The following is a 13,745-nucleotide window of genomic DNA, read 5'->3' as shown; positions in this document are numbered from 1 at the left end:
CATCAATAGGGGTACCGCCGCGCAGATCTGTCTCGTTAGCATTCAGCAAAGATCGATTCGCACAAACTTTCCGACTGACTCCTCGGACCTTCACACGGAAGGACTCGCCGTCACTGTGACCGACCCAGCATCGGGCAGCGCCTGGATTCGACGGTTCCACCCCACCCCGGACAGCGGCGTCCGCCTGGTCTGCCTGCCGCACGCCGGCGGCTCGGCCTCCTTCTACCACCCCATGTCACAGGCCCTGTCCGGCCGACTGGACGTCATGGCGATCCAGTACCCGGGGCGGCAGGACCGCCGCAAGGAGCCGTGCGTCGAGGACATCGGTGAGCTCGCCCTGGCCGTCGCGGCCGAGCTGGAGCCCTGCCTCGACCGGCCGGTCGCCCTCTTCGGGCACAGCATGGGCGCGACCCTCGCGTTCGAGGTGGCGCGGGTGATGGAGCGGAAGTACGCGTTCACCGCGGCCCATGTGTTCGTCTCGGGCCGCCAGGCCCCCTCGATCCACCGCGACGAGACCGTTCACCTGCGCGGTGACGACGGCATCGTGCGGGAGATGCTGGCCCTGCAGGGCACGGACGCGGCGGTGCTCGCCGACGAGGAGCTGCTGCGGATGGCGCTGCCCGCGCTGCGCGGCGACTACCGTGCCATCGAGCGCTACCGCGCCGAGCCGGGGGCGGTCGTCGCGGCCCCGGTGACGGCGCTGACCGGCGACTCGGACCCGCGGGTGTCGGTCGCCGACGCGGAGGCCTGGCGGTCCCACACCACGAGCGGCTTCGACCTCAGGGTGTTCACGGGCGGTCACTTCTTCCCGGCGAAGAACCAGGCCGCTGTCGTCCAGTTGATTTCAAGCCAGCTTTTTCGGTCCTGAGCGCCACTTCGCCCTTCAGGGAACCGTCGAGCGATGACGGGAATCCAAGCGGGCGAGTGGTGATCGATTCGGGACGACGGGACACGCCGGAAAGGAGTGGGCCTGGGCACAACCTTTGCAACTTGAACTAACTGGTTGGCGCCGCCCGCTCCATCGGGGCCCCGCGCCAGTACCTATCGGGGGAGTAAGTAAGTTGCTGTCTGCAAAGCTGACGGATCGCGACGAAGAGCTGTCGGAACTCAGAGAGATGTTCGCCCGGACGCAGGGATCGTCGGGCCATGTCGCGCTGATCACCGGAGCTGTGGGCAGCGGAAAGACCGCCCTGCTCAACCAGTTCGCCAACGAGACGGCCGGCGAGGGAGCCCTGCTCCTCGACGCGACGGCCAGCCACGGTGACGACGACCTGTCGTTCGGGGTCCTGCGCCGCATGCTCGTCGACGCGCCGCTGTCCGTCGCCGCCCGCACCGAGGCCGAGCGCCTCCTGGAGGCCCGTACCACCACTTCCGGCCTCGCCGGATCGCCGACGGAGGCGATCTCGCAGCTGGCCACCACCCTGCTGCGGTCCGTCGAGGACCGGGCCCTGGTCATCGCCGTGGACGACGTCCACCACAGCGACCCGGCGTCCCTGCGGTTCCTGCTGCACATGGCCCGGCGCATCCACCACCAGCGGGTGCTGATGGTGTTCACGGACGCGAGCCGGCGCGGCGACAGCCTCGCCCGCTACCGCTCCGAGCTCGCCCAGCAGCCCCACTACCGGCGCATCCGGCTCCGGCTGCTGTCCCGGGCCGGCATGCAGGAGATGCTCGCCGACCGGCTCAGCCCGGCCGCCGCCGCCCGGCTCAGCGGCGACCTGCACGAGGCCACCGGCGGCAACCCGCTGCTCGTGCGGGCCCTCCTGACGGACTATCAGGCGACGGCCGAGACCGAGGGCACCCCCCTCAAGGTCGTCCGGGCCGAGACCTACGACGAGGCCCTGCTCGACTGCCTCCACCGCTGCGGTGCCGAGAGCCTCGCCGTCGCCCGCGCCCTCGCCGTGCTGGGCGACCGCTCGTCCTCCTCGCTGCTCGCCCGCGTCCTGGGCACCAGCGTCCGTTGCATCCAGATGGCGCTCTGCACCCTGGACCTGTGCGGCGTCGTACAGGACGGCCGGTTCCGCGATCCGGAGGCCCTCGGCACCATCTACGACTCCACCCCCGCGTCGGTCCTCGCCGAGCTCCACCAGGACGCGGCGGCCCTGCTCCACCAGGAGGGCGCCTCCGCCACCGAGGTGGCCCGCCACCTGCTGCGCGGCCCGGCCCGCCACGAGGCGTGGACCGCGCCCGTCCTGCGCGAGGCCGCGGAACACGCCCTGGTCGCCGGGGACACGACGCAGGCGCGCCGCTGCCTGGAGGCGGCTCTGGAGGCCGCGGTCGACGAGCGGGCGCGGGCCACCATCCGGCTGCGGCTCGCCGGCGTGCTGTGGCGGACCCTGCCGACGGCCGCGGAGAAGCACTTCGCCGAGCTCACCACCGACATGGCCGGCGGACTGCTGTCGCCCGTCGAGGCCGTGGCGTCGCTGTCCCAGCTCGCCTGGGCGGGCCGGGTCGAGCAGGCGGCGGAGCTCGCCGAGCGACTGCGCGAGGCGCAGCCCTGGGGCCCCACCCGCACCGACCGCCTCACCGGCGCCCGCTCCTGGCTGGCCATGCTGAGCCCGCGGCTGCGCGAGCGGCTCGCCGCCGCCGACGCGGCCGGCGCCGCGGAGGACGCCGCCCTCGCCGACGACCCCTACTTCCACGCCGCCGGCGCGGTCGCCGAGTCCCTGACCAACGGCGCCACCGACAAGGCGCTGTTCGTCCTGCAGCGCTACCAGCTGAACGACACCACGGTGCAGCCGCTCGTCTTCGCCCTCTGGGCGCTGGTCTACGCGGAGAGACTCGACCTGGCCGACGACTGGAGCCGCCGGCTGCTGACCGAGTGCTCCGGCACGCACGCCCCCTCGTGGCAGGCGCTGCTGATCTCCGTACGCGCCGAGGTCGACCTGCGCCGCTCACGGCTGAACAGCGCCGACCACCTGGCGAACACCGGCCTGCGCGGGATGTCCCTACGCAGCTGGGGCCTGGGCGTGGGCTTCCCGGTGGCGATCCGGGTCGAGGCGCTGACCGGGATGGGCCGCTACGACGAGGCCCTCGCCATGCTCAGCCGGCCGGTACCCGACGAGATGCTGGACACCCTGCCCGGCCTGCACTACCGCCGCGCGCGCGGGCGCCTCTACCTGGCCACCAACCGTCACCACGCCGCCCTGGGCGACTTCCTCGCCTGCGGCGAGCTGGTGGAGCGGTGGGGCGCGGACGCACCGGCGCTGGTGCCGTGGCGGACCGACGCGGCCGAGGCCTGGCTGGCGCTCGGGCAGCCCCAGCGAGCGGCCGCGCTCGCGGAGGAGCAGCTGAAGCTCACCCCCGCCCGGCTGCGCCAGCTGCGCGGCATGACGCTGCGCGTGCTCGGCATGGCGACGCGGGACACGGCCGCGCGCACGGCCGCGCTGCACGAGTCGGTCGAGCTCCTCGAAGGCGGTGAGGGCCCGCTGCAGCTGGCCCTCGCGCTGGGCGAGCTCGGCGATGTCCACCACGCCAAGGGCGACTTCGGACGGGCCCGCATGCTGACCCGTCGAGCCTGGCACCTGGCGAAGTCCTGTGCCGCGGAACCGGTCTGCCGCAGACTGGCGCCGCAGAGCCCGGAGGGAGGCCATGTGGAGGCAGGCCCGGAGGACGAGATGTCCCAAGGGAACGACACCCTGCTGTCGGAGGCGGAGAACCGGGTGGCGGTCCTCGCCGCCCAGGGCCTGACGAACCGTGAGATCTCGGCGAAGCTGTACATCACGGTGAGCACGGTCGAGCAGCATCTGACCCGCATCTACCGCAAGCTCAGCGTGAAGCGGCGGCGCGACCTGCCCACGGCACTCGCCGAACTCACCCAGGTGGCCAGCTGATGCAGCGTCATCGGACGGCGGCGGCGTCGACGCCGACCCCGGCGTCGGGGTCGGGGTCGGGGTCGGGGTCGCGTCGGGGCCGCGGCTGCTCGCGGTGAGCGACCTGCACACCGGTATGGCGGCGCCGCGCGGAGTTCGGCGCCGTCCGGGCCTGCGCCCGGACGGCGCTCGCCGGCCTCGGGCTGCCGCCTGTGCCGCTGCTGCCGGGGGTGCGCAACGCGCCCGTGTGGCCCGCCGGCGTGGTCGGGAGCATGACCCACTGCGCCGGCTACCGCGCGGCGGCCGTCGCCTCGGCGGACGGGCCGGTGGCCTGGTCGCGGCTGCTGTTCAGCGCCAAGGAGTGCGTCCACAAGGCGTGGTACCCCCTCATGCGTGAGGAACTGGGCGTCCGGGGCGGACGCCCGACGGACACCCGGTGACCCGTTTCGACGGGCGTTGGCCGGCCGGACGCGGCATCCTCCGCACGGCCGTCGTCCTCCCGGCCCGCCCCTGACCTTCCCGGCCCGCCCCTGACTCCGGCCCTCGCCGCCGTGGACGTCGCCGCACCCCCGGCGCGGACGGGCCGCTTCCGGCGCCGCCGCCCGCGCCACCGCGAAGGACCCCTGCGGGCGCGGGCCGCGCCGGGCGCAGCCACCCCTCAATCCCTTATCCGATCCCTTATCCTGCGGAAATCTCTTCCGTCGGGAATACGGCTCACGCCTTAATGGTGGTGGCCGGCTGGCCGTCGGGCGGCTGCCGAAGTCGTGCTGCCCACGTCCAGCGGAGGTTTCTTTTGTACGCCGACCGGAACGATGGCGTCTGTGTCATCCGGACTTACTGTGCCACCGAACCGGGCTCGCACCGACTGGCCTGTTTCCCGCATCTCACGGAATATCCTTCCAGTTACCACAGGCTTTCCGGGCAGCTGCTGCCCGGAGTGGAGGTCCTGTCGTTCCAGTACGCGGCGAATCAGCCGGACGGCACCCCCGTGCACATCCGGGACATCGAGGAACTGGCCGAGCAGTCGCTCCAGGCGCTGCTCGAGTGGACCGATCTGCCGCTGGCCCTCATCGGCCACCGCGGCGGCGCCTACCTGGCGCTCCTGGTGGCCCAGCGGCTCGAGCACCGGTTCGGGGTGACGCCGTCCACCCTGTTCGTCGCCGACCGGGCGGCGCCGTCGGAGGCCGAGCGCCGCGAGTGGCGCAAGCCGAGCTGCCGCATCGTGGCGCTCACCGGCGACACCTCGCCCGCCGGATACGCCTCTCACCTGGCCTGGCGGGAATTCACCAGCGGGCCGTTCGACCTGGAGGTGTTTCCGGGCTCGCAGCAATTCCCTTACGGCGACTCGAGCCAGCTGGTCAACCTGATTCACGACCAGCTTCTCTCCCTCCCGCAACCGGTACTCCTGCCGCCCGAATGAGGGGCGCCTAGGGGCCGTGTTAGGGGTTCCACCGGTCCGGTACGAGAGGGCAGGGTTCGACAACGGGAGCCCTATATCCGGTGCGGCAACCTCACGTTCGGACGCGGAAGGAGCGTGCAGAAATGACAGCGAAAATATTCGCATCCGACTCTGTGCAGACCCTGGAGGAATTCGAGGACTGCGCTCTCCGTGTCGCAGAGGCGCTCGCGGAGCGGGGCGTCACCCCCGGGCAGCGCGTCATCCTCAAGGCCGGCAACTCGGCCGCGTACGTCGCGACCCTCCTCGCCCTCATGCACACGGCGGCGTCGATCGTCCTCATCGACCAGCAGGAGCGCTCGGAGGAGACGCTGCGCATCGCCGAGCGCACCGGCGCCAAGCTGGTCCTGGTCGACAACGACGCGGCGGTGCCCGACGAGCTGGCCCCCATCACCCTGTACGAGCTGCTGGTGGCGGCCGCCGGCCGCACGGCGCTCGACACGCGGCTGGACTTCGGCACATGGTGTGCGATGCCCGACTCGCTGATCATGTGGACCTCGGGCTCCACGGGCAGCCCGAAGGGCATCGTCAAGTCGGGCGGCAGGTTCCTCGAGAACCTGCGGCGCAACGCCGACCAGGTCGGCCACGTCGCCGCCGACGTGCTGGTGCCGCTGCTGCCGTTCTCCCACCAGTACGGGCTGTCCATGGTGCTGATCGCCTGGCAGGTGCGCTGCTCGCTGGTGATCGCCCCGTACCGCAGGCTCGACCGCTCGCTGGTGATGGCCGGCCAGTCCGGCGGCACCGTCCTCGACGCGACGCCCGCCAGCTACCGCAGCATGCTCAACATCGTGACCCGCAACCCGGGGCTGCGCGAGCACCTCGACCGGGTGCGCATGTTCTGCGTCGGCGCCGCGCCGCTGGACCAGCCACTGGTGGACCGGTACGTGGAGGAGTTCGGCCTGCCGCTGCTCGACAGCTACGGCAGTACCGAGCTCGGCAACATCGCCTTCGCGACCCTCGACAACCCCGTCGCCTGCGGCACCGCCATGGAGGGCATCCGGCTGCGGATCGTCGACGAGGACGGCCTGCCCGTGCCCGCCGGGCAGCCCGGCGAGATCGAGGTGGACACCCCCGACGCGCTGGAAGGCTTCCTCGGCGAGGACGGCGAGCTGGTGCCCGTGCCGGGCGGCTGGACGCGCACCGGCGACCTCGGTCACCTCGACGAGCACGGCAACGTGTTCGTCCTCGGCCGCAAGTACGCCGTCCACCGCAACGGTTACACGCTGTATCCCGAGCTGATCGAGCGGAAGGCGGCCGCGGCTGGCTGTTCCACCCGGATCGTCGCCCTGGACGACGGCTCACGCGGCTCGCAGCTGGTGTTCTTCGTCGAGGACGAGGCCGACCTGGGGGTGCCGCACTGGCGCGGGGTGCTGCGCGCCGCGCTGCCGGAGTTCGAGCAGCCGAACACGGTCGTCACCCTGGACCGCTTCCCGCTCAACCGCAACGGCAAGCCGGACAAGCTGCGGCTGCGGGAGCTCGCGGAGCGGCAGCGTGCGGGCGGGCTGCTGCCGCGCCAGCGCGACACCGCCGGGCAGATCCGCCCCACCCCGGCCTGAGCGGACGAGGACCGTATGAGGATCGCTTGCTGGCAGGCGACGTGTGCCCCCGGGGGCGTACCGGCCTTCCTGGAGTCCCTCCGGGCCGTTGCCCGGCGGGCGGCGGCCGGCGGGGCCGGACTCCTCGTCACCCCCGAGATGTCGGTGGGCGGCTACCCGTTGAGCGCGGCCGCCCTCGCCGAGGCGCGCGAACCGGTGGCCGGTCCGCACGGCGAGGCGATCGCGGCGATCGCCCGGGAGACCGGGGTCGCGATCGTGCACGGCTGGCCCGAGGCGGCGGGCGCGGTCGTGCACAACGCGGCGGCGGTCACCTCGCCCGAGGGCCGGCTGCTCACCTACCGCAAGGGGCATCTGTTCGGGTCGCAGGAGCGGGCGCTGTTCGCGCCGGGCTCCGACGGGGTCGTCCAGACCCGTCTCGGGGGCCTCACCGTCGGCCTGCTGATCTGCTACGACGTGGAGTTCCCCGAGGCCGTCCGGGCGCACGCGCTGGCCGGCACGGAGCTCTTGGTGGTGCCGACGGCGCTGATGCGTCCGTGGGACTTCGTGGCGCGGGTCGTGGTGCCCGCCCGGGCCTTCGAGAACGGCCTGTTCATCGCGTACACGAACTGGACCGGGGCTCGGGCGGGGCTGGACTTCGCCGGCCTGACCAGGGTCGCGGGGCCGGACGGCGGGCTGGTGACGGTCGGGGGCGACGGGGAGGAGCTGCTGTTCGCCGACATCGATCCGGCCCGCGTCGTAGCCGCGCGCGCGAGCACCACCTATCTTCAGGATCGCCGGCCCGAGTTGTACGGGCCGGCCCCTTGACGCGATCCGGTCGGCGGCCGGTCCGAGGGAGGCACAGAACGGTGCATCACTACACGGGTCCCGGTACCGCGGTGGAGTCCAACGCGTACCTGAGACGACTGGCCGACGGCGGCGCGCGGTCGCTGTGCGTCGTCGTCGACCTGCCCACCCGGCAGGGCTACGACTCCGACACCCGCGAGGCCGCCGGGCGGGTGGGCCGGTCGGGGGTGGCGATCGACTCGCTCGACGACATGCGCGTGCTCTTCCGGGGGATCCCGCTGGGCACGGTGTCGGTGACGCTGACCGCCGCCGACCCGGCCGCCGCGCTGCTCCTGCTGTGTCAGCTGGTCGGCGAGGAACAGGGGGTCCCGGCCCGTCGGCTCACCGGCGTCCTGAGCACCGGCCGCGGGGGTTTCCGGGCGGACGCCGCGCCACGGCTGGCGGCCGACGTCCTCGCGTACCTCCGCGCCGAGCTGCCCGGCTGGACCGCCCGCCCGGTCGCCGCTCCCCCGCCGGACGCGGCCTGTCTGCCGTGTCCGGTCCTGGAGCCCCGGCAGCGCGAGCGGCTCGCGAAGCTACGGGCCTGGCGGGACCAGGACCTGGTGGGCGAGGCGCTGGTGCGGCTGCAGAAGGCGGCCTGGGGCACGGAGGGGGTGCTCCCGCCGATGAAGGACGCGCTCGGTTCCGGCGCGACGGTCGGCGAGGTGTACGGGACGCTGCGCGAGGTCTGGGGCGGGGTCGGCCTTCCCGGGGCGCCGCGCCGCCCCTGACCACGGGGCCGGGGCGCCGCCGCCTCGCCGACGCGCCTCGCGGACGCGCCTCGCGGACGCGGTCAGGCGTCGTCAGGCGCGGTCCGTCGTAAGGCTCGGTCCGTCGTAAGGCGCGGTCCGCAGTCAGGCGCCCGGGACCATCGCGCCGCCCTTGAGGCGTTCGATGTCGGACGGGCGGACCTTGATCGCGAAGAGGGCGATCAGGAAGGCGACGCAGGCGAACGCCGCGGCCACGACGAAGCCGGCGGTCACGCCGCTGGTGAGGACCTCGTCGCCCCAGGGTTTGGGCAGTTGACCCGTCTTGGCGAACTGGGCCTTCTCCAAGGGGCCGGCCTGGGACAGGAAGGCCGGCACCTGCGTCTCGGCCTCGTTGCGGCTGGCGGTGCCGTAGACGGTGACCAGGATCGACAGACCGAGCGAGCCGCCGACCTGCTGGGTCGCGTTGAGCAGGCCGGAGGCGGCGCCCGCCTCGAAGGACTCGACACCGGAGAGCGCCATCAGGGTCAGCGACACGAACAGCATGCCCATGCCGGCGCTCAGCACCAGCATCGGCCCGAGGATGCTGCCGGCGTACGTGGAGTGGACGTCGGTCAGCGTCAGCCAGGACAGGCCCGCCGCCAGGCAGATGGAGCCGACCACCATGAACGGTTTCGGCCCGAAGCGGGGCAGGAACTGGGAGGTGACGCCGGCGAGGACCGCGATCACCGCGCTGACCGGCAGGAAGGCGAGTCCGGCCTGCAACGGGCTGAAGCCCAGCACGTTCTGCACGAACAGGGTCAGGAAGAAGAACATCCCGAAGATCGCCGCGGCGAGGCAGAGCATGATGCCGTACGTGCCGGCGCGGTTGCGGTCGGCGAACATGTGCAGCGGGGTGATCGGCTGCCGCGAGCGCCGCTCGATCAGGATGAAGGCCACGAGCAGCACGACCGCCGCCGCGAACGAGCCCAGCGTGTACGGGTCGCTCCAGCCCTCCTGGGCGGCGCGGATGAAGCCGTAGACCAGCGCGACCATGCCGAGGGTCGAGGTGAGCGCGCCGAGGAGGTCGAAGTGGCCGGGATGCCGCTCGGACTCCTTCACGTGACGGGGGGTCAGGAAGGTGATCAGCAGGGCGATCGGCACGTTGACGAAGAACACCCAGCGCCAGTTGAGCCATTCGACGAGGATGCCGCCGGCGAGCAGTCCGATCGCGCCGCCGCCGGCCGAGACGCCCGCGAACACGCCGAAGGCCCGGTTGCGTTCGGGGCCCTCGTCGAAGGTGGTGGTGATCAGCGACAGCGAGGTCGGCGAGGCGATGGCGCCGCCGACGCCCTGGAGCGCGCGGGCGGCGAGCAACTGCCAGGACTCCTGGGCGAAACCGCCGAGCAGGGAGGCGAGTCCGAAGAGCAGGACGCCGAAGATGAAGACGCGGCGGCGGCCGAGGATGTCACCGGCGCGGCCGCCGAGGAGCAGCAGGCCGCCGAAGGTCAGCGTGTAGGCGTTGACCACCCACGACAGGCTGGTGGTGGAGAAGTCCAGCGCGCTCTGGATGTGCGGGAGCGCGATGTTCACGATGGTGATGTCCAGGACCACCATCAGCTGGCAGGAGGCGATCACGAACAGGGCGATGCCCTTGCCGTCGCCGCCCGCTTTCGGGGCGACGGTCTGCTGCGGGGTCGTCGGCTTCGGTGTACTCATCGCGCATCGCGCCCTCACTGAGGGACATGGGCCGGTCAGTCCACCTTTCGACACTAAGCCCGGCCCCCGGGAGTGACCAGTTGATCAAGGGCGCGGTGCCGGCGCCCGGTCAGTCCAGCACGGCGAAGCCGTCGAGTTCGACCCGGGCCTGTTCGTCCCACAGGCGGACCACTCCGATCACGGCCATCGCCGGGTAGTCGCGGCCCGCCAACCGGTGCCAGATGCGGCCGAGTTCGTGGGCGTGCCGGCGGTAGGCGTCGACGTCCGTGGTGTAGACGGTGACGCGGGCGAGGTCGGCGGGCGAGCCCCCGGCGTGCCGGAGCGCGGCGAGGAGGTTGGCGAGGGCGGTCTCGAACTGCTCGGGCAGCGTGTCCCCGACGACCTTGCCGTCCCGGTCGAGGCTCGTCTGCCCGGCGAGGAAGACCAGCTGGGTGCCGGTGGCGGTGACGGCGTGCGTGAAGCCGGTGGGCGGGGAGAGTTCCGCGGGGTTGTGGCGGTGCAGGCTCATGGACGGACCTCCCGGTAGAGCTCCTTGGCGATGATGGTGCGCTGGACCTCGGTGGCTCCTTCGTAGATCCGGGGTGCCCGCACCTCCCGGTAGAGGTGTTCGAGGAGGTGTCCGCGGCGCAGGGCGCGGGCGCCGTGCAGCTGCACGGCGGTGTCGACGACGTACTGGGCGGTCTCGGTCGCGAGCAGTTTCGCCATGGCGGCGCGGCGCGGCACGTCGGCCTCGCCGCGGTCGTACGCCTCGGCCGCCGCGTAGACCAGGAGCCGGGCGGCCTCGGTGCGGGTGGCCATCTCGGCCACCTGGTGGGCGACCGCCTGGAGGTCGGCGAGGACGCCGCCGAAGGCGGTCCGGGCGGCGGTGTGGGCGAGGGTGGCGTCGAGGGCGGCCTGGGCCATGCCGACGGCGAAGGCGCCGACGCTGGGCCGGAAGAGGTTGAGCGTGGTCATGGCGACCCGGAAGCCCTCGCCGGGCGCGCCGAGGACGTCCTCGGGCCCGACCGGCACCCCGTCGAAGACGAGGCTGCCGAGGGCGTGCGGCGCGAGCATGTCGAAGGCCTCGCCGGAGAGCCCGGGCCGTCCCGCGGGCACCAGGAAGGCGGTGACGCCGCGGGCGCCGCCCGTCCCCTCCCCCGTTCGGGCGAAGACGGTCGCGAAATCCGCCTCGGGCGCGTTCGAGATCCAGCGCTTCTCGCCGTGCAGGCGCCAGCCGCCGGTCGCCGGGTCCGGTACGGCCTCCAGGGCCAGGGCGGCGGCGTCGGAGCCGGCGCCCGGTTCGGAGAGCGCGAAGGCGGCGACGGCGCGTCCGGCGACGACCTCGGGCAGCCAGCGGGCGCGCTGGGCGGGGCTGCCGTGGGCGGCGAGGGGATGGGCGCCGAGGCCCTGGAGGGCGAGGGCGGTCTCGGCCTCGGTGCAGGCGTGGGCGAGGGACTCGCGCATGAGGCAGAGGTCGAGCGCGCCCGAGTCGAAGAGCCGGGCGAGCAGTCCGTGCGCGCCCAGGGCGGCGACGAGGGGGCGGTTGACGCGGCCGGGTTCGCCCTTGTCGGCGAGGGGGCGCAACTGTTCGGCGGCGAGGGTGCGCAGCGACGCACACCAGGTGATCTGTTCGGGATCGAGCGAGAATGCGGCCATCGGGGCCCTCTCTGGCGCGCCCGTCGGCCGCCGGACGGCGACGAGCTGGCTTGTATCGCGAACCGTTGACTGTCGTCACCATCACGATACGCTCGTGGAGCGACGGTCGACCCCACGACGACGAGCCACGCGGACGGAACGGGCCCCGCGAACGGGGCGGGGCCCCAGGAGAGGCGCGCACCTCGCGAGAGGGGCGCGCCGTACGGATGGCTCGCGCCCCGCACGAGGCGCGAGCCGCACAGAGGGCGCGGGCCACACGAGGGCGCACGCCACGGAGAAGGCGCGGGCCAGGCACGAAGGCACACGCCCACACAGAAGGCGCGGGCCAGGCACGAGGCGCGAGCCGTACACGCCAGGCAAGCCACGCGATCGACGAGCATCCCACCGAACAGGGGGACGGACGTGGAGCTGACACCCTCGGCCCATCTGGACACCTTCGCCCGCGACCACCTGCCGCCCGCCGGACAGTGGCCGAAGCTCCTCTTCGACCTGCCCTCCCTCGCGTACCCCGAACGGCTCAACTGCGCGGCCGAACTGCTCGACCGCACGGTGGAACGATTCGGCGCCGAGCGCGCCGTGTTCCTGGACGGCGAGGGCGACGCCTGGACGTACGGGCAGCTGCGCGAGCGGGTCGACCGGATCGCCCATGTGCTCGACGCCGACCTCGGTGTCCGCCCCGGCAACCGGGTCCTGCTCCGCGGCCCCACCACCCCCTGGCTCGCGGCCTGCTGGCTCGCCGTGGCGAAGGTCGGCGCCGTCGCCGTGACCGTGCTCGCCCAGCAGCGGGCCCGGGAGCTGGCCGTGATGTGCGAGATGGCCCGCTGCAGCCACGCGCTGTGCGACGTGCGGGCGGTCGACGAGCTGCTCGCCGCGGACGTGCCGGGCCTGCGCGTCACCCCGTACGGCGGGGACGGCCCCGACGACCTGCTCAGCCTCGCCATCGGCAAGCCCGATCGGTACGAGGCGGTGGACACCGCCGCCGACGACGTGGCGCTCATCGCCTTCACCTCCGGGTCCACCGGGCGCCCCAAGGGGTGCCTGCACTTCCACCGGGACGTGCTCGCCGCCGCCGACACCTTCTCCGCGCACGTCCTGCGGCCGGAGCCGGACGACGTCTTCGCCGGCTCCCCGCCGCTCGGCTTCACCTTCGGCCTCGGCGGGCTCGTCGTCTTCCCCCTGCGGGCCGGGGCGTGCGCGGTCCTGCTGGAGCAGGCGGGCCCGCAGCAGCTGCTCGCCGCGATCGAGCGGCACCGGGTGTCGGTGCTGTTCACCGCGCCCACCGCGTACCGCGCGATGCTCGACGAGCTCGGCAAACCGGGGCACGAACACGACCTCGGCTCGCTGCGCCGCTGCGTCTCGGCGGGCGAGAACCTGCCGACGGACACCTGGGAGGCCTGGCGGGAGCGGACCGGCCTGAAGCTCATCAACGGCATCGGCGCGACCGAGCTGCTGCACATCTTCATCTCCGCCGCCGACGGCGAGATACGCCCCGGCACCACCGGACGGCCCGTGCCCGGCTGGCAGGCGCGGATCGTCGACCGGGCCGGGCCGGGCCTGAAGGAGCTGCCGGACGGCGAGGAGGGGCTGCTCGCGGTGCGCGGACCGATCGGCTGCCGCTATCTCGCCGACCCGCGGCAGGCCGAGTACGTGCACGACGGCTGGAACATCACGGGCGACACCTACGTCCGCGAACCCGACGGCTACTTCCGCTACGTGTCCCGGGCCGACGACATGATCATCTCGGCCGGGTACAACATCGCCGGGCCGCAGGTCGAGGAGGCCCTGCTCGCGCACCCGGACGTCGTGGAGACGGCGGTGATCGGCCGGCCCGACGAGCGGCGCGGCCAGGTCGTCGTGGCGTACACGGTCGTACGGGACGGGGTGCCGCGCGACTCGAGCACGGCGGCGGCGCTGCGGGCCTTCGTGCGCGCCCGGCTCGCCCCCTACAAGTCACCGCGGGAGATCGTCTTCCTGGACGCGCTGCCCCGCACGGCGACGGGGAAGCTGCAGCGCTACCGGCTACGGGACGACGGCGCGGGACCCGGCCGCCTAAAGTGAT

11 protein-coding genes and 1 pseudogene are annotated in these 13,745 nt (G+C 73.0%); 9 read left to right on the top strand and 3 right to left on the bottom strand.

Annotated features, from left to right (window positions below; translation table 11 throughout):
* Window positions 1–115: 115 nt before the first annotated feature.
* The 8 genes and pseudogenes from ACIGXE_RS23800 (at window position 116) to ACIGXE_RS23765 (ending at window position 8,377) form a co-directional block, all read left to right on the top strand.
* Entirely contained in the window at window positions 116–868 is a 753-nt protein-coding gene (locus ACIGXE_RS23800; protein ID WP_399750539.1) for a thioesterase II family protein, read from the top strand.
* Between the two features lie 193 nt (window positions 869–1,061).
* Complete coding sequence (locus ACIGXE_RS23795) at window positions 1,062–3,833, top strand: AAA family ATPase (RefSeq protein ID WP_399750537.1); 2,772 nt, start codon at window positions 1,062–1,064, stop codon at window positions 3,831–3,833.
* A 173-nt stretch (window positions 3,834–4,006) separates the two neighbouring features.
* Window positions 4,007–4,063 (top strand): annotated as a pseudogene (locus tag ACIGXE_RS23790) (hypothetical protein); the annotation flags it as partial.
* A 21-nt stretch (window positions 4,064–4,084) separates the two neighbouring features.
* On the top strand, window positions 4,085–4,252 hold the full coding sequence (locus ACIGXE_RS23785; RefSeq protein ID WP_399750535.1) for a hypothetical protein: 168 nt from the start codon (window positions 4,085–4,087) through the stop codon (window positions 4,250–4,252).
* A gap of 353 nt (window positions 4,253–4,605) precedes the next feature.
* Complete coding sequence (locus tag ACIGXE_RS23780) at window positions 4,606–5,232, top strand: thioesterase II family protein (RefSeq protein WP_399750533.1); 627 nt, start codon at window positions 4,606–4,608, stop codon at window positions 5,230–5,232.
* A 122-nt stretch (window positions 5,233–5,354) separates the two neighbouring features.
* Window positions 5,355–6,824, top strand: coding sequence for a class I adenylate-forming enzyme family protein (locus ACIGXE_RS23775; protein WP_399750531.1), 1,470 nt, complete (start codon window positions 5,355–5,357; stop codon window positions 6,822–6,824).
* A gap of 15 nt (window positions 6,825–6,839) precedes the next feature.
* The gene (locus ACIGXE_RS23770) at window positions 6,840–7,628 is read left to right on the top strand and encodes a carbon-nitrogen hydrolase family protein (protein ID WP_399750529.1); all 789 of its coding nucleotides are present in this window, start codon (window positions 6,840–6,842) and stop codon (window positions 7,626–7,628) included.
* Window positions 7,629–7,669: 41 nt separating this feature from the next.
* Window positions 7,670–8,377, top strand: a complete 708-nt coding sequence (locus ACIGXE_RS23765) for a methylmalonyl-CoA mutase family protein (protein ID WP_399750527.1) — start codon at window positions 7,670–7,672, stop codon at window positions 8,375–8,377.
* A 123-nt stretch (window positions 8,378–8,500) separates the two neighbouring features.
* Here ACIGXE_RS23765 and ACIGXE_RS23760 read toward each other — a convergent pair whose 3' ends face one another.
* The 3 genes from ACIGXE_RS23760 to ACIGXE_RS23750 all read right to left on the bottom strand — a co-directional run bounded on the left by ACIGXE_RS23760 (window position 8,501) and on the right by ACIGXE_RS23750 (window position 11,686).
* Window positions 8,501–10,051 (bottom strand): MFS transporter, encoded by a 1,551-nt coding sequence (locus ACIGXE_RS23760; RefSeq protein ID WP_399750525.1) that lies wholly within the window; start codon window positions 10,049–10,051, stop codon window positions 8,501–8,503.
* Window positions 10,052–10,160: 109 nt separating this feature from the next.
* The gene (locus ACIGXE_RS23755) at window positions 10,161–10,559 is read right to left on the bottom strand and encodes a RidA family protein (RefSeq protein ID WP_399750523.1); all 399 of its coding nucleotides are present in this window, start codon (window positions 10,557–10,559) and stop codon (window positions 10,161–10,163) included.
* Window positions 10,556–11,686, bottom strand: coding sequence for an acyl-CoA dehydrogenase family protein (locus ACIGXE_RS23750; RefSeq protein ID WP_399750521.1), 1,131 nt, complete (start codon window positions 11,684–11,686; stop codon window positions 10,556–10,558). The genes ACIGXE_RS23755 and ACIGXE_RS23750 overlap by 4 nt, the downstream gene beginning before the upstream one ends.
* A 402-nt stretch (window positions 11,687–12,088) precedes the next feature.
* Between ACIGXE_RS23750 and ACIGXE_RS23745 the strand changes: the two genes are divergently transcribed.
* The gene (locus ACIGXE_RS23745; protein ID WP_399750519.1) at window positions 12,089–13,744 is read left to right on the top strand and encodes an AMP-binding protein; all 1,656 of its coding nucleotides are present in this window, start codon (window positions 12,089–12,091) and stop codon (window positions 13,742–13,744) included.
* The last annotated feature ends 1 nt before the right edge of the window (window position 13,745 follow it).

The sequence above is a fragment of the Streptomyces sp. NPDC053431 genome (assembly GCF_044544925.1).
GTDB lineage: Bacteria > Actinomycetota > Actinomycetes > Streptomycetales > Streptomycetaceae > Streptomyces.
Note: the sequence above shows the minus strand (reverse complement) of the source record. Positions and strands in the feature narration are given on the sequence as shown.